The sequence below is a fragment of the Streptomyces sp. NPDC094448 genome, from assembly GCF_044763775.1.
GTDB lineage: Bacteria > Actinomycetota > Actinomycetes > Streptomycetales > Streptomycetaceae > Streptomyces.
In genome coordinates, this window is record NZ_JBIWGU010000004.1 from 120,710 (window position 1) to 139,417 (window position 18,708).

The 18,708-nt window shown below is 72.5% G+C and carries 19 protein-coding genes; 13 read left to right on the forward strand and 6 right to left on the reverse strand.

The window, feature by feature from the left end:
* The first annotated feature begins 294 nt into the window (after positions 1 to 294).
* The 4 genes from ACIQ9E_RS09150 (at position 295) to ACIQ9E_RS09165 (ending at position 1,385) form a co-directional block, all read left to right on the forward strand.
* Complete coding sequence (locus ACIQ9E_RS09150) at positions 295 to 480, forward strand: hypothetical protein (RefSeq protein ID WP_403704358.1); 186 nt, start codon at positions 295 to 297, stop codon at positions 478 to 480.
* Between the two features lie 173 nt (positions 481 to 653).
* On the forward strand, positions 654 to 920 hold the full coding sequence (locus tag ACIQ9E_RS09155) for a hypothetical protein (protein ID WP_403704361.1): 267 nt from the start codon (positions 654 to 656) through the stop codon (positions 918 to 920).
* 4 nt (positions 921 to 924) lie between these two features.
* Entirely contained in the window at positions 925 to 1,086 is a 162-nt protein-coding gene (locus ACIQ9E_RS09160; RefSeq protein ID WP_403704364.1) for a hypothetical protein, read from the forward strand.
* A complete protein-coding gene (locus tag ACIQ9E_RS09165; RefSeq protein ID WP_403704367.1) occupies positions 1,083 to 1,385 on the forward strand; it encodes a hypothetical protein in 303 nt (100 codons plus the stop codon). The genes ACIQ9E_RS09160 and ACIQ9E_RS09165 overlap by 4 nt, the downstream gene beginning before the upstream one ends.
* 25 nt (positions 1,386 to 1,410) lie before the next feature.
* Here the strand turns inward: ACIQ9E_RS09165 and ACIQ9E_RS09170 are convergent, their stop codons facing one another.
* Complete coding sequence (locus ACIQ9E_RS09170) at positions 1,411 to 1,956, reverse strand: hypothetical protein (RefSeq protein ID WP_403704369.1); 546 nt, start codon at positions 1,954 to 1,956, stop codon at positions 1,411 to 1,413.
* Positions 1,957 to 2,136: 180 nt separating this feature from the next.
* On the reverse strand, positions 2,137 to 2,607 hold the full coding sequence (locus tag ACIQ9E_RS09175) for an ArsI/CadI family heavy metal resistance metalloenzyme (RefSeq protein ID WP_403704372.1): 471 nt from the start codon (positions 2,605 to 2,607) through the stop codon (positions 2,137 to 2,139).
* 90 nt (positions 2,608 to 2,697) lie between these two features.
* Here ACIQ9E_RS09175 and ACIQ9E_RS09180 point away from each other — a divergent pair, with 90 nt between their 5' ends.
* From ACIQ9E_RS09180 to ACIQ9E_RS09195, 4 genes are read left to right on the forward strand one after another with little or no spacing between them, the layout of a single operon-like run.
* Positions 2,698 to 3,108, forward strand: coding sequence for an ArsR/SmtB family transcription factor (locus ACIQ9E_RS09180; RefSeq protein ID WP_389891019.1), 411 nt, complete (start codon positions 2,698 to 2,700; stop codon positions 3,106 to 3,108).
* On the forward strand, positions 3,105 to 4,205 hold the full coding sequence (arsB, locus tag ACIQ9E_RS09185) for an ACR3 family arsenite efflux transporter (protein ID WP_403704375.1): 1,101 nt from the start codon (positions 3,105 to 3,107) through the stop codon (positions 4,203 to 4,205). Before ACIQ9E_RS09180 ends, arsB begins: the two co-directional genes overlap by 4 nt.
* Complete coding sequence (locus ACIQ9E_RS09190) at positions 4,183 to 4,623, forward strand: arsenate reductase ArsC (RefSeq protein ID WP_403704378.1); 441 nt, start codon at positions 4,183 to 4,185, stop codon at positions 4,621 to 4,623. The genes arsB and ACIQ9E_RS09190 overlap by 23 nt, the downstream gene beginning before the upstream one ends.
* Positions 4,624 to 4,665: 42 nt before the next feature.
* Entirely contained in the window at positions 4,666 to 5,262 is a 597-nt protein-coding gene (locus tag ACIQ9E_RS09195; protein WP_403704381.1) for a DUF4291 domain-containing protein, read from the forward strand.
* Here ACIQ9E_RS09195 and ACIQ9E_RS09200 read toward each other — a convergent pair.
* Positions 5,252 to 6,838, reverse strand: a complete 1,587-nt coding sequence (locus ACIQ9E_RS09200) for an MFS transporter (RefSeq protein ID WP_403704384.1) — start codon at positions 6,836 to 6,838, stop codon at positions 5,252 to 5,254. The two genes, ACIQ9E_RS09195 and ACIQ9E_RS09200, sit on opposite strands and share 11 nt — an antisense overlap.
* Positions 6,839 to 7,341: 503 nt before the next feature.
* Between ACIQ9E_RS09200 and ACIQ9E_RS09205 the strand changes: the two genes are divergently transcribed.
* From ACIQ9E_RS09205 to ACIQ9E_RS09215, 3 genes are read left to right on the forward strand one after another with little or no spacing between them, the layout of a single operon-like run.
* Positions 7,342 to 9,231, forward strand: coding sequence for an IucA/IucC family protein (locus ACIQ9E_RS09205; RefSeq protein ID WP_403704387.1), 1,890 nt, complete (start codon positions 7,342 to 7,344; stop codon positions 9,229 to 9,231).
* Positions 9,228 to 11,024, forward strand: coding sequence for an IucA/IucC family protein (locus ACIQ9E_RS09210; RefSeq protein WP_403704390.1), 1,797 nt, complete (start codon positions 9,228 to 9,230; stop codon positions 11,022 to 11,024). The genes ACIQ9E_RS09205 and ACIQ9E_RS09210 overlap by 4 nt, the downstream gene beginning before the upstream one ends.
* Entirely contained in the window at positions 11,021 to 11,611 is a 591-nt protein-coding gene (locus ACIQ9E_RS09215) for a GNAT family N-acetyltransferase (protein WP_403704393.1), read from the forward strand. Before ACIQ9E_RS09210 ends, ACIQ9E_RS09215 begins: the two co-directional genes overlap by 4 nt.
* A 218-nt stretch (positions 11,612 to 11,829) precedes the next feature.
* On the opposite strand, the gene ACIQ9E_RS09220 is transcribed toward ACIQ9E_RS09215, so the two are convergent.
* The 3 genes from ACIQ9E_RS09220 to ACIQ9E_RS09230 form a co-directional block, all read right to left on the reverse strand.
* The gene (locus ACIQ9E_RS09220; RefSeq protein WP_403704396.1) at positions 11,830 to 13,302 is read right to left on the reverse strand and encodes an amino acid permease; all 1,473 of its coding nucleotides are present in this window, start codon (positions 13,300 to 13,302) and stop codon (positions 11,830 to 11,832) included.
* Positions 13,303 to 13,681: 379 nt separating this feature from the next.
* Positions 13,682 to 15,073 (reverse strand): hypothetical protein, encoded by a 1,392-nt coding sequence (locus tag ACIQ9E_RS09225; protein WP_403704399.1) that lies wholly within the window; start codon positions 15,071 to 15,073, stop codon positions 13,682 to 13,684.
* A gap of 233 nt (positions 15,074 to 15,306) precedes the next feature.
* Positions 15,307 to 15,978, reverse strand: a complete 672-nt coding sequence (locus ACIQ9E_RS09230; RefSeq protein WP_403704402.1) for a hypothetical protein — start codon at positions 15,976 to 15,978, stop codon at positions 15,307 to 15,309.
* Positions 15,979 to 16,101: 123 nt separating this feature from the next.
* Between ACIQ9E_RS09230 and ACIQ9E_RS09235 the strand changes: the two genes are divergently transcribed.
* Together ACIQ9E_RS09235 and ACIQ9E_RS09240 are read left to right on the forward strand one after the other, a co-directional pair.
* A complete protein-coding gene (locus ACIQ9E_RS09235; protein ID WP_403704405.1) occupies positions 16,102 to 16,851 on the forward strand; it encodes a class I SAM-dependent methyltransferase in 750 nt (249 codons plus the stop codon).
* A gap of 274 nt (positions 16,852 to 17,125) precedes the next feature.
* Positions 17,126 to 17,539, forward strand: coding sequence for an excalibur calcium-binding domain-containing protein (locus ACIQ9E_RS09240; protein ID WP_403705197.1), 414 nt, complete (start codon positions 17,126 to 17,128; stop codon positions 17,537 to 17,539).
* Positions 17,540 to 18,708 lie beyond the last annotated feature (1,169 nt).

Below are 18,708 nucleotides of genomic sequence, written 5' to 3' on the forward strand. Positions count from 1 at the left end.
GTGCCCCTCCGTAATCAGATCGCCACAGATAGACCTGTACCTGGGAAGCAACAGCCTCTCAGCAGCGGCTGACCGAAATGGAGAACCACGAATGCACCATGCTGAGGAACATCTCGGGGCGCGGGAAACCCTTGACCCCGCTGCTCCTGTGGAGGCGTGGAAGCCCTGTGAGTGCAGGCGGCCGGTGTGCCCGGACCGTCCACGCGAGGTAGCGCCGCCCGGGTCGGCCGTGCAGGTGGACGCCGCGTTCGTGGCCGCTGCCGCACGCCCTCAGATGGCCGACCGGCGGCTCCTGTGACCAGCGCTCCGATCGCCCGCGAGCCCCTGCCCGAGTACTGCGTCTACTGCGACCGGCCCGTCGAGCGGTCCGAGGAGAACCTCGTGATGCTCGGGTTCTCCGCGTCCGGGGCACGGCCCTCCCTGTACGCGCACCCCGACTGCCCCGCCCCGCGCAAGGCCCGCAAGGGCCCGGCGCGCTGAAGGCTCCCGTACGCGCCGCAGCCCCAAATGCCCCGCGTACGGGACACAGGTCCCGGCCCCGCATACGACCCCCGGCACGGGGCCGGGACCACCCAACAGAAGCGCCCCGACAGACCGCAGCAACGGACCATCGGGGCTCAACCGACCAGCTACCCAAGGAGCTGATCCGTCGTATGCGGCACCTTATCGACCGGGCCCTCAACCGGTTACGCGCTTTCCTCAACCCACCGGCCCACGTCGTCGTCCTCGTCCCGGTACCGCCACCGCGTACCGACCCCTGGACCCGGCCCTGGACCAGCCCTGACCAACACCAGGCGCAGGCCATCCTCCAGGCCCGGACGAGGCGCAGGCTCATCGTCGCGCCGGACGGAATCCGGCTCGAACAGCCCGTTGCCGTACGGGCATCCCGGCCCGGACACGCCTGGACGTGGGTCGGGTGAGCCGATGACCCTTGAAGGGCTTCTGATCAGGCCCGCGGACCCCGTCACCGCCCCCTGCTGCATCTGCGGGCGCGCCACCACCGCACCCGTCGAAGTACACCCCGGCCGCACCACCTGCCCCGACCACATCACCGACGCCCTCACCCCGCTCGGAGCACCCGCGTGATCCTGTCCCGCCCCCGACGCAGCCCCACCGACGTCACCCACTGCGAAGCCTGCTGGACCGCACCCGTCACCACCGCCCGCACCACCAACGAAGGCCGCGACCTCCTCTGCACACCCTGCGCCGCTGCCGACAGCCCACCCAAGGTGCTCCTCTTCCCACCGTTCGGGATCTACCGGCTCACACAACGGAGGCTGGACATGGGCAAGCACGGAAAGCCGAAGCCGCAACTACCACCCGACCCCGGACCCCACCCGCCCAAGCCCACCCCCAAATCCCCACCCGGCACTCCACCCGTCTAGGCACGGACGCCGGACGCCACCGGGCCTACCAGCGGTGCGCCACGTCCACGATCACCCGGTCACCGGTCCGCACCACCCGGAACGGCAGCCGCGCCCGCACCCCGAGACCCACCTGCGTCCACCCCTCCCAGCTGGTGCCGAACTTGTGGTCACGGAAGGTCCGGTAGCCGGTGACGTCCACCCCGGGGAGGGCTCGCTTGCCCCGCGCGGGGTAGGTGGGGTTCAGCTCGCCGTCGTAACTCGGCGCCCTGACCGCGATCTCCAGGACCGCGCCGCCCGCGACGGGGATCGGGTCGCCCGTGAAGTCCTGCCGGAACGTGTCGACGTACCGGACGTGGAATCCCGCAGACCCCGCCGTACTGGCGAGGTCGAAGACCATCCGGTCGAAGCAGGCGTGCCTGCCGGTACGGATATCGCGCAGCGGTACGTTGGACCGCGAGCCCGCCGATTCGGTGCCGCTGCCCCACACCGTGGAACAGCGCGCTTCCGTCCCGGTTGCGGCGCCCGCCGCTCCCGGCAGGACGCCGCCCGCGATCAGCAGAGCGGCAGCGAGGGTGGTCAGCCGTCGCATGAGTACCTCCGAAGGATGTCGACCGCCGCGCCGCAGCGCGCCGTTGCCCACCGGTCCCCCTGCCGGCCCTTGACGTATGTACCAGAGACCCGGCCGGCGCCACGGCGAGTCCGCCGCTCTGTCCCCCGTCCGGACCTGTCGTCGCCTTCTCCGGGAGCGGGGGGCGTCATCCAGGAGTGGTTATCCCGCCGCGCAGGCGCACTCCGTGCCGGTCTGTCCCTGCTCCTCCGGCGTGGTGCAGCACGGCCCCTCCGCCTCTGCGGGAGCGTCGTTCGCCATCCGGTCGGTGTCGGCCTTGACGACATAGACCTCCCAGGGTTCCTTGCCGGGGCCGTGGACCCAGACCTTGTCCTGGAGGGCGTAGCAGCAGGAGGTGTCGTTCTCCTCGAAGGTGGCGAGTCCGGCCTCCCGGAGCCGGGTGGCGGCGGCGGTGACCAGGTCGGTGGAGGTGGTTTCGACGCCGAGGTGGTCGAGGCGGGTGTCCTGGCCGGGTTCGCCTTCGATGAGGACCAGCTTGAGCGGGGGTTCGGCGATGGCGAAGTTGGCGTAGCCGGGGCGGCGCTTGGCGGGTTCGGTGCCGAACAACCGGGAGTAGAAGGCCACGGAAGCTTCGAGGTCGGCGACGTTGAGTGCGAGCTGGACACGGGACATGATGCCTCCCTGAAAAGGCTGTATCGATGTTTATCGATGTCTTGTGGTTCCGAGCTTGCTCCTTGAATCGAAATTCGTCAACATAGAGGAATGTCGAATCAAGGGCTGGAAGTACTCGCACAGGACACCGGGACCGAGGGCTGCTGCCCGGGTCTGCTGTCCGCCCCGCTGGACGAGGAGCAGGCGGTCGTCCTGGCGAAGGTGTTCAAGGCGCTGGGGGACCCGGTCCGGCTGCGGCTGCTGTCGATGATCGCCTCCCGCGCGGGCGGGGAGGTCTGCGTCTGCGATCTGACACCGGCGTTCGACCTGTCCCAGCCGACGATCTCCCACCATCTGAAACTGCTGCGGGAAGCCGGGCTGATCGCCTCGGAGCGGCGCGGGACCTGGGTGTACTACCGGCTGCTGCCGGAGACGACCGACCGTCTCGCCGGAATCCTGACCCGGCCCGGGGGCGAGCCCCTCCCCGCCACCGGATGCGGCCCGGCCGGAGCCGGTACGTGAGCGCTGCGGGCGCGGCCGGGCCGGTGGGTGCGCGGCTGTCGTTCCTCGACCGGTATCTGGCGGTGTGGATCCTCCTGGCGATGGCCGTCGGACTCGGACTCGGGCGCTCGGTGCCGGGTCTGGGGGACGCGCTCGCGGGAGGGACGGTGGCCGGGGTGTCGCTGCCGATTGCGCTCGGGCTGCTGGTGATGATGTATCCGGTCCTGGCCAAGGTGCGCTACGACCGGCTGGACACCGTCACCCGCGATCGCCCGCTGCTGGTGTGGTCGCTGGTGCTGAACTGGGTCGTCGGCCCGGCGCTGATGTTCGCCCTGGCGTGGATCTTCCTGCCGGATCTGCCCGAGTACCGCACCGGGCTGATCATCGTCGGCCTCGCCCGCTGCATCGCCATGGTGGTCATCTGGAACGACCTCGCGTGCGGTGACCGGGAGGCCGCCGCCGTCCTCGTCGCCCTCAACTCCGTCTTCCAGGTCCTCGCTTTCGGCCTGCTCGGCTGGTTCTACCTGGACGTGCTGCCGGGCCTGCTGGGCCTGGCCACGAGCGGACTCGATATCTCCGCAGGGGAGATCGCCCGCGCCGTGCTGGTCTTCCTCGGTATCCCGCTCGCCGCCGGATACCTCACCCGGCGGATCGGCGAGAAGGCCCGTGGCCGCGACTGGTACGAGACGGAGCTGCTGCCCCGGATCGGCCCCTTCGCCCTCTACGGGCTGCTGTTCACCATCGTGATCCTCTTCGCCCTCCAGGGCGAGGCCATCACCTCCCGGCCCCTCGACACCGTCCGGATCGCCCTGCCCCTGCTCGTGTACTTCGCCGTCATGTGGGCGGGCTCCCTGGCCATCGGCTGCGCGGCCGGACTCGGCTACGCCCGCGCGACGACTCTGGCGTTCACCGCGGCGGGCAACAACTTCGAACTGGCCATCGCGGTCGCCGTCGCCACCTTCGGCGCGGACAGCGGACAGGCCCTCGCCGGAGTGGTGGGTCCCCTCATCGAGGTCCCGGTGCTCATCGGCCTCGTCCACGTCGCCCTCAGGACCCGCCGCTACTTCCCCGCCACCGTCCCGGCTGCTTTCCCCGATGGGAGTTCCCCCCGTGTCTGACCGCCCTCATGCCAAGCCGTCCGTGCTGTTCGTCTGTGTCCACAACGCCGGACGCTCCCAGATGGCCGCCGCCTTCCTCACCCACCTCGCCGGAGACCGCGTCGAGGTCCGGTCCGCTGGCTCCGCGCCCGCCGACGCGCTGAACCCCGCCGTCGTCGAGGCCATGGCGGAGAAGGGCATCGACCTCACCGGGATCACTCCGAGGCTCCTCACTCCCGAAGCCGTCCGCGCGTCCGACTACGTCATCACCATGGGCTGCGGCGACGCCTGCCCGGTCTTCCCCGGAAAGACCTACCTGGACTGGCGGTTCGACGACCCCGCCGGACAGGGCCTCCACTCCGTCCGGCCCATCCGCGACGGCATCGAACGACGGGTCCGGGAACTGCTCGCCGAGATCGCCGGGGCGGACAGGCAGTAAAAGAGTGGCGGGTCCTCCGGCGCCGCGGACACCCTGGGCGTCATGGCAGAGCACACCCGGCACCGGATACGCGCCCGGTACACCGACACCACCGTCACCGTCTACCAGGCCTACGCCCCGCGGATCGGGCTGCCCGCCGCCCGGGACGGGCGGTTTCCCGCCGCGTGGAAGCGGGAGCGGATGACCTGGATCAAGCCGTCGTTCCTGTGGATGATGTACCGCTGCGGCTGGGGCGCCAAGGAGGACCAGGAGACCGTCCTCGCCGTCGAGATCACCCGCGAGGGCTTCGCATGGGCCCTGGAGCACGCCTGTCTGACCTGGTACGTCCCCGGCCTCCACGGCGACCAGGCCGACTGGCGGCGGGACCTGAAGCAGGCGCCGGCGCGGGTGCAGTGGGATCCCGAGCGCGGCGTCCGGCTTCAGCCGCTGCCGTACCGGGCCCTGCAACTCGGGCTCTCCGGTGAGGCCGTACGGCGCTACGCGGACGAGTGGATCACCGGGATCACGGATGTGACGCCTCTTGCGCACGCAATCCACGGGCTGGTCCGGGCGGGGGATACGGACGGGGCCCGGGCGCTGCTGCCCCGGGAGGAGGAGTACCCCGAACCCCCGGGGCTCCTCGACCACCTCAGGCCCTGAGGGCCTTCTCCCGTACGGGCTCCGCCGTCACCGGCTCCGGGGGAGTGCGCAGGGTCGCGGCCGCCACCGCCGTGCCGATCGCGCAGACCGCCGCCGCGGACAGGCACACCACCGTGAACGCCGAGGCGAACGCCGATTCGGCCACGGCGCGGGAAGCGCCCGGCAGCAGGTCGAAGCGGGCCGTCTCGACCGCCTCGCGCAGCCCCTCCGATGTGCCGAGCCGGGCGGACAGGCCACTCGCGAACACCGCGCCGAAGACCGCGACACCCGCCGCCGTGCCCAGCGGGTACGCCGCGTTCGTCAGGCCCGATGCCATACCGGCCCGATCGGCGGGGACCGCGGCGACGGCCACGCCCATCAGCGGCGGGAAGATCAGCGCGCCGCCGGTGCCGATCAGCACCAGCGCGGTCACCGTCACCGCCCCGGGGCCGCCCGCCGCCGCCCACGCCAGTGCCAGCAGCCCGAGGCCCTTCACCGCGAAACCCGCCGCGACCAGCGAGGACGCCGGGAAGGCCCGCTGGAGGCGGGCCATGAACAGGCCCATGAGCAGCAGGCTTCCGGTCAGTGGCAGCAGGTGCAGTCCGGTCTCCAGCGGGGAGTACGCGTAGGTGCCGGCCAGCCAGAGCGTGGTCAGCGCCAGGGTGCCGAGCCCGGCCAGCCGGGCGAGGAAACCGAGTACCGCCGCGCCCGCGAACGCCCGGATCCGCAACAGGGAGAGGTCGATCAGCCCGTCTCCGCGCCGCTGGCTCACCACCAGCGCCGCCGTCAGCAGCACCCCGAGTCCGGCGGAACCGAGGACCTGCACGGAAATCCAGCCGTGTTCCGAGGCCGCGACCAGCGGATAGTGCAGGGCCAGCAGGGCCCCCACGGCGAGCAGCGCGCCCACCGGGTCGATCCGGCGGCCGGTCCCGGCGGGCGCGGCCGACTCCGGCATCCGGGTCAGCGCGCCGACGACCACCAGGATCCCGATCGGCACATTCACCAGGAAGATCCACCGCCAGCCCGCGGCCTCCGTGAACACCCCGCCGACCAATGGTCCCAGCGCCCCCGCGCCCGAGGCGATCGCGGCGAACGCGGCGATCGCGGAGCGCCTGCGGCCCTCGTCCTGGTAGGCGGCGGCGAGCAGCGCCAGCGCCGGGGCGAACATCAGCGCCCCGCCCAGCCCCTGGACGGCTCGGGCCGCGATCAGCGCGCCAGCGCCGGGCGCCAGCCCGCAGGCGGCGGAGGCGACGGTGAAGAGCGCGGTCCCGGCGGTGAAGACGGCGCGGCGGCCGAGCCGGTCGGAGAGGGCACCCGCGGTGAGCAGCAGCGCCCCGAAGGCCAGGGAGTAGGCGGAAATCGTCCACTGCATCCGGCCGAGACCGGCGTTCAGATCCCGTGACATGTCCGAAAGGGCGATGTTGACGACGGTGACGTCGAGGGTCATGACGACGCCTCCGGCGCTGACGAGCGCGAAGGTCCAGGCGGGGCGGGCGGGGTGCGGGCGGCCCACGGGACCGACCGGCCCGGTGGGCCCGGTGGGTTCATGCGGCCCGGTGGATCCGGTCGGTCCGGTCGCCGACGCTGCTGTGCTCACACGCTCTCCTCACGCCGGTCCCGGTGCCGGTGCCGGTCACGGATGTCGGGGCAGGAATGCCGGGGGCAGGAACACCGGTTCATGGACGCCGGGTCGGGGGCGCCCGTGGCCGTCGGGTCGGGTGGTGCCGGGGTCGTGCTGTGGAGCAGGGGTTGGAGCTGGAGCTGGAGCTGGAGCTGGAGCTGGAGCAGGGGGCAGGAGCAAGAGCAGGAGCTGGAGCCGTATCGCCGTTGTGCCGATGCCCGTGCGCAGGTGTCGGACCGTCCCGACCCGGGCACGAGAGAACCGCCGACCAGGAAGATCGCCCCTGGTTCGGTAAGGCTAGCCTAATTAAATCTGATGTGGCGTCAGGTCGATCTTCGTGGCTGAAAGTTGCGCTTGCATATTAGGGAAGGCTTACCTAAGGCTTGCTCTGTTCGCTGCCAACAGCACCGGTCAGCGCCGTGTCCGTGCCGTCCCCGTGATCCGCCACTGCCGTGCACCACCTACCCCGGAGCCGTTCGATGCCCGCTCAGCCTGGCCAGCCCGATCAGCCTGATCAGTCCGACCATCCCGTCCCCGATCTCACCGCCACCGACCCCGCCGCCTGGCGCGAGGCCAATCGACGCCTTCTGGCCAAAGCCCTCGGCGAATGGTGCTTCGAGGACATGCTGAAAGCGGTCAGGACGGACGACGGAGGAGACGGCGGCGACGGCAGCCGCCAGGCCGCCTACCGCGTCGACCTCGACAGCGGAGCCGCCTACGCGTTCCGCGCCACCACCGGTGCCTTCAACGGCCTCCGGGTCGACCCGGACTCCATCACCCGCACCGGCGCCGGCATGCTCGGCAACTCCATCGCCCAGCCCGCCTGGGACGCCCAGCAGTTCCTGATCGAAGCCGCCTCCACCATCGGCAGCGACGCCTCCACGGTCGCCACCTACTTCACCGAACTCTCCGCGACCCTCGCCGTCGACGCGGCCCGCCTCACCCACGGCGGCGAGACCGTCGCCGAACTCCGCTCCCTCGGCCACACCGAGCTGGAGTGCCGGATGACCGGCCACAATCTGCTCGTCGCCAACAAGGGCCGGATCGGCTTCTCCGCCACCGACGTACGGAAGTACGCCCCCGAGGCCGCCCAGCCGCTCACCCTCCAGTGGGTCGCGGTCCACCGCGGCCTCGCCGAGTTCCGCGGTACCTCCGAACTCTCCGAACAGGCCGTCATAGCCCGCGAGCTGGACGACGCCACCCGGACCCGCTTCACCGCCGTACTCGAAACCGCCGGAGTCGACCCCGACGGCTACGTCTGGATGCCGGTCCACCCCTGGCAGTGGGACCACGCCGTGCAGATCCTGCACGCCGCCGATATCGCCCAGCGCCGGATCATCCCCCTCGGCCAGAGCCCCGACCACTACCTCCCCGGCCAGTCCATCCGGACCATGGCCAATACCGGCACCCCCGAGCGGTACGACGTCAAACTTCCGCTCAAGATCCTCAACACCCTCGTCTGGCGCGGTATCCCGCCGCACTGCACCTCCGGCGCGCCCGTCGTCACCCAGTGGCTGCGCGGACTCGTCGACCGCGACCCCTTCCTCACCGAGGAGACACGGACCGTGTTCCTCGGCGAGGTCGCGTCCGTCACCGTCCACCACCCCTACCTCTCCCATCTGGACCAGGCGCCCTACCAGCACCTGGAGACCCTGGGCTGCATCTGGCGGGAGTCGGTGTCGGCCCGCAAGGACCCCGATGAGCGGGTCCGTACCTTCGCCTCCCTCCTCCACACCGACACCGCAGGGGACGCCTTCGTCGCCGAGCTGGTCCGCGCCTCCGGCCTCAAGCCCGAGAAGTGGCTGCGGCAGCTCTTCGACACGCTCCTCGCGCCGCTGCTGCACGTCCTCTACAAATACGGGGTCACCTTCAACCCGCACGGGCAGAACACCCTCATCGGCTACGACCAGAACGACGTCCCCGTCCGGCTGTATCTGAAGGACTTCGTCGACGACGTCTGCGTCTCCTTCACCGAGGTCCCCGAGCGCGGCCCCGAGCCCGACGGCCACGCCCATGTCCTGCCCCGCAAGCACCCGTCGATCATCCGCCAGCACGTTGTCGACCAGGTGTTCGTCGGCCACTTCCGCTATCTCGCCCCGCTCTGCGAAGAGCAGCTCGGCGTCCCCGAGAAGACGTTCTGGAAGCTGGTGCGGCGTACGATCCTCGATTTCCAGAAGGACTTCCGCAAGCGGTTCCCGGAGCTGGAGGGCCGGTTCGCCGAGTACGACCTGCTGACCGAGCAGATCCCGCGGTACGGGCTCAACCGCGACCGTATCGTCGTCACCCGCTACACCGACCGCGCCCTGCGGCACGCCCTGTACCCCAACGGCACCCACCCCAACCCGCTCGCCGAGGAGGGCGGCGCATGACCGCCACCACCACGACCACCGCGGCCGCCGTCACCCGGGCCACCGAGCCGCTGCACGGCCTCGACCCCCGCGCCGCCGCCGAACACGCCCATCTCGAAGCCCTGCTCCGCAGCCGGCTCATGGAGTCCGGTACGGAGCCCGCCGCGGGCCCGCTCAGGATCGACCTGCCCGCCCTCGGGCTGGCCCTGGTCACCGAGGTCGTACACCGCTCCCCGACCGGCTGGCACCGCTTCGGCCCGGTCCGCCTCGAAGGCCCCGGCGGCCCCCTGGGCGCCACCGCCGACCCGGTGACCGTCGTCGCCCTGCTCTCCACCGAGACCGCGAGCCGCGCCCCCGGCCGCCGGGGCGCCATCGCCGCCGGCGAGATCGCCGACCTCGTGGAACGTACCGCCGAATCCGTCCGCAGGGTCACCGCCTTCATCGCCGACCGGCGCGCCCACCCCGAACCCCCCGCCGGAGTCGACGCCTTCCTCGAATCCGAGCAGGCCCTCCTCCTCGGGCACCTCTACCACCCCGCGCCCAAATCCCGCGACGGGATCTCCGACCAGGAGAACCGGGTCTACTCGCCCGAACTGCGCGGCTCCTTCCGGCTGCACTGGTTCGCCGCCGACCCGTCCGTCGTCTCCCACGACGCCGTCGACGGCGCCCCGTCCCTCAACGGCCGGAACACCGTCGAACTCCTCGCCGACCTCGCGGGCCGGCCCGACACCGGCGGCCGGATCCTGGTCCCCGCCCACCCCTGGCAGGCCCGGGACGTCCTGCACCGCCCCCGGACCGCCGCCCTGATCGCCTCCGGCGCCCTGCAACCCCTCGGCGAACTCGGCCCCGCATGGTGGCCCACCTCCAGCGTCCGCACCCTCTACCGGCCCGGCGCGGAGGTGATGCTCAAACTCTCCCTCGGGCTGCGGCTCACCAACTCCCGCCGTGAATCGACCCGTACGGAACTCCTCCGCGGACTGGAGATCAACCGGCTCCTCGACGCGGGCCACGCCGACGCCACCTTCGCCGCCCACCCCGGCTTCTCGGTCACCCGCGACCCGGCGTGGCTCGCCGTCGACGAACCCGGCCGCCCCGAAGGCCCCGAGATCACCGGCCTCGACGTCGCGGTCCGCGAGGTCCCCGACGGCATCGAGAACCTCCGTACCCTGGTCGGCCTGGTCGCGCCCCGGCCCGGAATCGGCCGTACCCCCCTCGGTGAGATCGTGGCCGCCCTCGGCCCCGGCACCGCCGAGGAGTGGGCCGCGGACTTCTTCGACCGTACGCTGATCCCGATGCTGCACCTGTACGCGGCCACCGGCATCGGCCTCGAAGCACACCAGCAGAACACGCTCCTGCGGCTGGACTCCCGGGGCCGCGTCACCGGCTCCGCCTTCCGCGACAACCAGGGCTACTACCTGGCCGCGTCCCATCTGCCCGCGGTCCTCCGGCGGACCGGTACCGACGCGTCCACCCTCGCCGTGGTCGACGACGACATCGTGGACGACCGGCTCTCGTACTACCTGCTGCGCAACCAGGCGCTGTCGGTCGTCGGCGCCCTCGCCATCGACGGACTCGCCGACGAGCGCGCCCTGCTCGGCGTCCTCGCGGACCGGCTGCGGGCCGCCCTGCCCGGGCTGGCCGCCGCCGGGCCCCGCGGCGACCGGCTCGCCCGCCGCTGGCTGACCGCCACTACCCTGCCCACCAAGGGCAATCTGCTCACCCGGCTGCACGGGATCGACGAGGTGCTCGCCCCGCTGGACGCGCAGTCCGTCTATCTCGACGCCCCCAACCCCCTGATGGAGGCCTCCGTATGACGTCGTTACACCAGGACCCGCCCGATACGACCACCGTGCCGGGGCCGCCGCTGCCCCGGCTGGGCGGCCGCTGGACGGCCCGGGTGGCGAGATCCCACGGCGCCGACCTCGACCTGGTGCACGGCTGGATGCAGTCCCCGCACATCGACGCCTTCTGGCACCAGGCCTGGCCCAAGGCGCGCTGGGAGGAGGAGATCGCCGGCCATCTGGCCGGGGACGCCATCCTGCCGGTGCTGATCGTCCTGGACGGCGAGGCCTTCGCGTACGTCGAGGTGTACCGGGTGGCCCGGGACCGGCTCGCCGCCCACTACCCCTACGGCGCCCGCGACCTCGGCCTGCACATCGCCATCGGCGAGCAGGGGCGCACCGGCCGGGGACTCGGCCGGGAACTGCTGGGGGCGCTCGCGGACGGGCTGCTCGCGGCCGATCCGGACTGCCCGCGGGTGGTCGCCGAACCGGACATCACCAACGCGCCGTCCCTGCGGGCGTTCGCGGCGGCGGGCTTCCGGGACGCGGGCGAGATCGTCCTCCCGGACAAGCGGGCCGCACTGCTGGTCCGCCCGCGGACGGACGCGGACATGCTGTGACCGTGTGGGGCGGGGGAGCCGGTGGTACGGGCTTCCCCGCCCCGCCCGCGGTACGCCGGGCCGGGCCTGCGGGTGTCGGGGGTCCCCCGCGGGGGCCGTCCGTCCGACCCGGCGGGTTGCTTGCGGGGGCCGTCCGTCCGACCCGGTGGGTTGCTTGCGGGGGCCGTCCGTCCGACCCGGTGGGTTGCTTGCGGGGGCCGTCCGTCCGACCCGGCTGGTTACCCGCGGGGCCCGTCCGTCCGACCCGTCCGCCCCGTCCGGGCCCGGACCAGCAGGGCGTAGGCCCCCGCCAGTACCAGCAGTGCCGGAACGCCCACCAGGCACGCGGTCCGCATCTCGGGGACGAAGATCCCCGTCGCGTACACCGACAGCAGCGCGGCGATCCCCAGCACCGGGGTCACCCGCCCGCCGGGCAGCCGCAGCGTGGACGGCGGCCGGTCCGGATCCCGGCGGAAGGCGAGCAGCGTCAGCAGGACGGTGATCCACACCGCGACGATCCCGAACGTGCCCAGCGCCAGCAGCACCCCGAAGACCCGGTCGCCGAAGAGCGCGGTCAGCCCGGCGGTGACCAGGAAGCCCAGCGCGGAGCAGAGGATCGCCCGGCGCGGCACCCCGTGCCCGGTGGTGGCGCCGAGGGCGCGCGGCGCGAACCGGTCGCCGCCGAGGGAGTGCAGCATCCGCCCGGCGGCGTACAGATTGGCGTTGGCGGCGGACAGCGCGGTCACCAGGACGACGAAGTTGGTGACGGAGGCCGCGGCGGGGATCCCGGCCGCGGCGAACATCGTCACGAACGGGCTGCCCTCGGTGCCGTGCCCGCCGGACACCTCGGTCCACGGCAGGACGGCGAGCATCACGGCGATCGCGCCCAGATAGAAGAGGGTGAGCCGGAGGACGAGGGTCCGCAGGGCGCCGCGGAGCGCCGGGCCGGGGTCCTTCGCCTCGGGCGCGGAGACGGCGACGAGTTCGATGCCCGCGAAGCTGAACAGCACGATCGCCATCACCAGCCAGATGGCCAGCGGCCCCTCGGGGACGAAACCGCCGTGCGCGGTCCAGTTGCCGATACCGGTCGCGGGCCGGTCCGGCAGTCCGAAGACGATCAGTACGGCCCCGATGACGATGAACGCGACGACCGCGAAGGCCTTGATCGCACTGAGGACGGACTCGGTGGTGCCGAAATTCCGCACTCCGGTCGCGTTGACGCCGGTGACGGCGGCCGCGAAGACGAGGACCGCGGCCCACAGGGGGACATCGGGCCACCAGAAGCGCAGGTAGATCGCGGCGGCGACGACCTCGGAGCCGATACCGACGATCAGCGCGAGCCAGTAGATCCACCGGACGGAGAATCCGGCGAAGGGGCCGAGGGTGCGTCCGGCGATGGTGCCGAAGGAGCCCCGGACGGGCAGGGCGCTGACCATCTCGCCGAGGGCGTAGGCGACGACGAGGGCGATCAGGGCTCCGGCGGCGTAGCTGAGGAGGACGGCGGGCCCGGCGACGGAGATCGCGGCGCCCGCACCGAGGAACAGTCCGGTGCCGAGCGCGGAACCGAGCCCGAGCAGCGCCATCTGCCGCCGCCCGAGCCCGCGCCGCAGCTCGTTCCCGCCGGAGCCGTCGTCGCCGGCGTCGCTGGCGCTGTCGCCGGTGCCGGTGCCGGGAGCCGCCGGTGCCGTGGGGCGGCGGGAAGCGGTGGTCACGGCGGGGCCTCGGCAGTACTGGGGGAGCTGGGGGCGGGGTGCGGCCGGTGACGAGGCGTACTCCGGAAGGAGGAGCCCCTGACCGTATCCGCCCTATACGGTACCTTCCCGGCCCCTCGGGACGTTTCCGGCCACGGGGTCGGCCACCGGCCCCGGCACCCGGCACCTGGTATTGGTCACCCGGTACTGGTTCACCGGGCACCCGACTCGCCGGGCATCCGGTACTGGTTCACCGGGCACCCGACTCACCGGACATCCGGGGCGTCAGACACGCGGGGCGTCGGGTGCCGGGCCCGTCCCCCGAACGGGCCCGACCCCCTCAGCCCCGGAGGGAGCACGTCAGCGCGTCAGCACCTCAGTGCGTCAGCGTTTCAGCACGTCACAGACCCGTGCCCGCGCTCCAGACCTTCCCACTGACCCCGTCGGGGCTGTCCTGCCACACTGCCGTGGTCCGGCCCGCCGGGCCGCCCGCGACATGGCCCTCGGCCACCCCGGACGGCTGCGCCATCAGCGCGACCGCCGGGCTCCACGCGCCCCCGGACCGGCCCGCGTAGTGGACCACCTGCGAGAAGCCCGACGAGTCCTGCTGGGTCCAGAGCACATGCGCGGAGCCGTCGGGACCGATCTCCGCGTCGAACTCGTCCCGCGGATAGCCGGGGCTCAGGGTGGTCACCGGGGACCAGGCGCCGGTGGCCGGGGAACGGGTGCTGGCGTGGATACCGAAGCCATTGCTGCCGTAGCCCCGCCAGACCAGGGTGATCTCGCCGTCCGGGCCGATCAGCGGCCGGCTCGCCGCCGCGTACTCGACGGTCGCGGCCTGCTGCGGCGCGCCCCACTGGGTGCTGCCCGCGGGGCGGACGAGCACATCGAGGGACTGGGGCCCGAAGGAGCCCGCCGGGGTACTGAGCCAGCTCAGCACGGCCGAACCGTCGGGGGCGACGGCCGCCCGCGGGACCGCCGTTTCGTTCGCCGGACCGGACAGACTGCGCGGCGCGGTCCAGCCGGTGGCGCCCGCGACCAGGTCGGAGGCGACGACGGACGATCCGTCGGGACGGCCCTCGTTCCACAGCACCGTCGCCGTGCCGTCGGCTGCGACCAGCGGCTCCAGGGAGCTTTCCAGGGTCTCCGCGGGCGTGGTGTCCAGCTTGACCGGCGCGGACCAGGCCCCGCCTGCGGTCGCCCGCTCGGAGACGTACACATCGGTGACGCGGTCGCCCTGCCGGATCCAGGTGGTGACCGCCCGGCCGCCGGCGCCGACGGCGGTGGCGGGGGCGATGTAGTCGGCTCCGGCGGCGATGTCGACCGGTGCCGAGAAAGCGGTGGCTCCGGCGGCGAGCGACGCCGTCCGGATGGTGTTCTGCGCGGCGGCGACCTTGACCCAGGTGAGGGTGGTCGATCCGTCGGGCGCCGAGAAGAGGCGGGCGTTCGCCGTCCCGGCCGGGAGGGTGTCGACGACGGCCGGTGCGCCCCAGACGGCGCTGCCCGCGGGCCGGATCGCGATCAGGAGGTCCGTCTGCGCGGAGCCGGGGGACTGCCGGAACGTGGCCGCGACGACATCGCCGTTCCCGGCCGTACGGACCTCGGCGACGTGCACGGTGTCGGCACCGGTCGCGGAGAGGGCGACCGGGGTGCTCCAGGGGCCGGTGACTCCGGCGGACGCGGATGTCGCACTGCCCAGCAGCAGCGCCGGGGTGAGAACGGCCCCGACCAGCGCGGCACGGGCGGATATCGGGCGGCGGGGGGTCGGGGTGTGGTGAACCTGCTGGTTCAAGGAAACCTCCGGCTCGTCGCTACAGGCACACCGGAACACCATGGCCTTTGTCATGGCCACGGTGTTCCGGGGATTGCCGGGAAGCTATCACCGCCGCCGTATCACCGCAGGACAAAGGGGATGGGGTGGGAGAAGGTTCCTCGTGATCACGTGACTGCGGTACGGGTGGCGGGGCACGCGCCCCGCCACCCGTACCGCCCCGCCGCTACCGGCGCACCGCCGTGAAGCCGCCCTCAGGCGACCGCGCAGGGGCACTCCCGGAATTCGAGGCCCAACTCCCGGTCGACCGGCACGCTGGTCCGCGTCGCGGCGGCGGTCACGGCCTCCCAGGAGCCGTACTTCGCATAGAGCTGGTCGGCGGTCGGGCCCAGCGGATTGCCGTACTTGGCGATATTGCGCTCCTCCAGCGCGCGCACCTCCTCGGGGCTCATCCCGGCCCGGGTGATCTCCTTGGCGTCATTGCGGAGCTGCACCATGCGCCGGGCGATCTCCTCCTCCGAAGCGCCGGCGGCACGCATCGCGCACTCCTCGCGGTCCATCTCCACGAGCAGCCCGTGGTACATCATCCGGATCTCGCGCGACTGCTCGCGCTGCTCCGGGGTCTGCGCCCGGATCCGGCAGACCACCGGCTCGGGGCTGTCGCACGGCCCGGTGCTCGGCGGCTCCTGGGACAGCGGGGCGATGACCACGGACCCGCAGGACCCGGTCTCGGGCGAGCAGACGGCGGCCTGTGCCGCGCCCGGGGCGAAGAGCACGGCCTGCCCGGCGAGGACCGCGGAGACTGCGAGGGCCCGGACGGTCCGCCCGAACCGGGTGGGCCGGGAGTCTCGGGGGTGTCCGGAGCCTTCTGGGCCCGCTACATCTCCGGAGTGTCCGGAGTCTCGGGAATGACGAAGTGTCAGCATGCCCGCATCCTGGGGCGCCGACGCCCGTACGCACCCCATGAACACGGTGGTTTCGCCCGTCCGGGCGGCCCGGGCGCCGCACAATCAAACGCCCGCTCCCCGTCCCCCGCTACGGTCGAACGCATGGCTGACGAGAAGTTCGAGAACCCGGTCCTGGCCGAGATCTACGACCCCCTGGAGGCCGCCCGCCCGGACCTCGACGCCTATCTCCGGATGGCGGAGGAGTTCGGGGCACGCCGGATCCTGGACATCGGCTGCGGCACCGGGGTGTTCGCCCTGCTCCTGGCGGACCGCGGTCTCGACGTCACGGGCCTGGATCCCGCGGGCGCCTCCCTGGACGTGGCCCGCGCCAAGCCGGGGGCCGGCCGGGTCCGGTGGATCCACGGCGATATCACCGCCCTGCCGCCGCTCGGCGGCTTCGACCTGATCACGATGACGGGGAACGTGGCCCAGGCCATCGGCTCCCCGGCCCTCTGGCATGCCACCCTCCGGGGCGCCCGCGCCGCCCTCCGCCCCGGCGGCCGGCTCGTCTTCGAGACCCGCGACCCCGCCCGCCGCGCCTGGGAGTCCTGGAACCGGGAGGAGAGCTACGAGGTGGTCGACGTTCCCGGCCGAGGGGAGGTGGAGAGCTGGTACGACGTCCTGGACTCCGGCGGGCCCTTGGTGACCTTCCGTCAGACCTGTGTGTTCCGAGCCACGGGGGCGGTCGTGACCTCGGACTCCACGCTGCGCTTCCGTACCCGCGACGAGGTCGCCGCCGATCTGGCGGCCACGGGCTTCCCGGGGCACGAGGTCCGCGACGCCCCCGACCGCCCCGGCCGCGAGTTCGTGTTCGTCACCCGCCGCCCGCCGCGGGACCCGGCCCTGGACTGACCCCGGGTCTCGGCCGGGACCGACTCCGGGTCTCGGCCGGGACCGACTCCGGGTCTCGGCCGGAACCGGCGAATTCTCTCCACTCCCTGCCCGCGCCTCCGCCACGGCGCTACGGTGTCCCCTCACCGAATCTGCACAAGCTGAATCTCTGTGTACCGGCTTGAATCCGCCGATCCGCAGATCTGCGCAAGGGGGGACCTTGAGTAGTCCGTATGTGATGGTGCCACCACCGCCCCCGCCCGGCCCCCCGGGCCCGGAACGGTCGCTGTGGCGGATGAAACGCCTCTACGCCGGAGGCGCCCTGATCATGTTCCTCGGCTTCGGCTGCGGCAGCACCGCCGGATCCGGGGAGACCGGCGCGGCGGCGAAGCCCGGACCGACCGTCACCGCCACGGCCACCGTCACCGCGACCGCGACGGCGGCACCCGAGCCCGCGAAGACGGTCGTCGAGCCGGGCCCGACGGTCACCGTCATCAAGACCAAGGCCGCGAAGCCCCCGTCCCCGGCCCGCGACACCGGAACGGACCAGGACGGCACGGGCGGCGGCGGAGGCGATATCGCCACGGAGGTCTACTACGCCAACTGCGCGGCGGCCCGCGCCGCGGGCGCCGCCCCGGTCAGCAAGGGCGACCCGGGCTACGGCCGCCACCTCGACCGCGACAACGACGGCGTCGGCTGCGACTCCTGACACCGATCCGGCGGCCCGGTGCCATCCCGGCACCGGCCCCGGGCGGGGCCCCGTACCCCCGTACACATGGAAAAACCCCGGCCTCCGTGACGGAGGCCGGGGTCTGCTGGAGCGCTGGGCAGGCCTTGCACCTGCATCCCCCCACGGGAAGTGGGGTGTCTTTCCTTGGACCACCAACGCATTTCGTCCGCTTCCGGTTCCCCGGTGCGCGATCGCAAGATCACTATACCCCGCCGGACGCTTGTTCCCCAACTCCGCCGATCGGGGCCCGGAACGGCGGAGCAGCACCGACTCGGGCTCTGCGCAGACGTGTTGCCAGTACGGCGAGAACGGCCATGCCGACGGGGAGCTCGCCGGCATCGCCACCCGCAGGTCTGTCGATCCGGCGACGAAGCCGATGACGGGCCGGCCGGCCAGGAAGCCGACATAGCCGACCGCGAGCAGCGGGTCCGGAACGGGCGCCGGAGTCCGCCGTCCGTCGCGGTTCCGGAACCAGCGCGGTGACCGCGAGGCCCGCCACCGCGGGCACGGCGAAATCGACCCGGTGCCCACACCGGCCCAGGCCACGAGCGCCCCCGCGCCCGCGATGCCGCCGAGGCCGAACATCGCCTGGAAGCCGCCGAGCACCGGCCGCCCCTAAACCCGCTCGACCAGCACGCCCTGCGTGTTCATGGCCACGTCGACCGCGGTGTTTCCGCAGGCGAACAGGGCCAGTACCACGGTGAGCGCGACCAGTCCCGGCACCAAGGCCAGGGCCGTCAGCGCGGCCAGATATCAGGTCATACCGGCGCAGAGCACCGTACGGCTGCCGTAGCGGGCCACCAGGCTGCCCACCAGCGGAAGTCCGAGGAACGCCGCTGCTCAGCCCCACCAGGGCGACCGCGAGCTGACCTGCGGAGAGGTCGAGGCGGTCCTGGACGGTGGGGACCCGGGTGGGCCAGGTGGCGAAGGCGGCCCCGGTGACGAAGAAGAACGTGCTCACGTTCAGCCGGGCCGCTCTTGGCCGGGGTACCACCGGGGCGGCGGTCCGGTCCCCGCCCCGGTGGCCGCGACAGTGCGATCAGCGCCTCCCACTCCTCCACCAGGATCTTGTGGAAGACAGCACAGCGCCGCTTGGTCCGTTCGTCGTTCGGCGGGCTCAGGGAGCTGAAGCTCTTGCCGAGGACCAG

Bases quoted from the DNA above. Each gene is read 5' to 3' on its own strand.
- ACIQ9E_RS09230 (WP_403704402.1), bottom strand. From the start codon at position 15,978: ATGCTGACACTTCGTCATTCCCGAGACTCCGGACACTCCGGAGATGTA.
- ACIQ9E_RS09205 (WP_403704387.1), top strand. From the start codon at position 7,342: ATGCCCGCTCAGCCTGGCCAGCCCGATCAGCCTGATCAGTCCGACCAT.
- ACIQ9E_RS09170 (WP_403704369.1), bottom strand. From the start codon at position 1,956: ATGCGACGGCTGACCACCCTCGCTGCCGCTCTGCTGATCGCGGGCGGC.
- ACIQ9E_RS09175 (WP_403704372.1), bottom strand. From the start codon at position 2,607: ATGTCCCGTGTCCAGCTCGCACTCAACGTCGCCGACCTCGAAGCTTCC.
- ACIQ9E_RS09160 (WP_403704364.1), top strand. From the start codon at position 925: ATGACCCTTGAAGGGCTTCTGATCAGGCCCGCGGACCCCGTCACCGCC.
- ACIQ9E_RS09190 (WP_403704378.1), top strand. From the start codon at position 4,183: ATGGGAGTTCCCCCCGTGTCTGACCGCCCTCATGCCAAGCCGTCCGTG.
- ACIQ9E_RS09210 (WP_403704390.1), top strand. From the start codon at position 9,228: ATGACCGCCACCACCACGACCACCGCGGCCGCCGTCACCCGGGCCACC.
- ACIQ9E_RS09240 (WP_403705197.1), top strand. From the start codon at position 17,126: ATGAAACGCCTCTACGCCGGAGGCGCCCTGATCATGTTCCTCGGCTTC.
- ACIQ9E_RS09180 (WP_389891019.1), top strand. From the start codon at position 2,698: ATGTCGAATCAAGGGCTGGAAGTACTCGCACAGGACACCGGGACCGAG.
- ACIQ9E_RS09215 (WP_403704393.1), top strand. From the start codon at position 11,021: ATGACGTCGTTACACCAGGACCCGCCCGATACGACCACCGTGCCGGGG.
- ACIQ9E_RS09155 (WP_403704361.1), top strand. From the start codon at position 654: ATGCGGCACCTTATCGACCGGGCCCTCAACCGGTTACGCGCTTTCCTC.
- ACIQ9E_RS09195 (WP_403704381.1), top strand. From the start codon at position 4,666: ATGGCAGAGCACACCCGGCACCGGATACGCGCCCGGTACACCGACACC.
- ACIQ9E_RS09235 (WP_403704405.1), top strand. From the start codon at position 16,102: ATGGCTGACGAGAAGTTCGAGAACCCGGTCCTGGCCGAGATCTACGAC.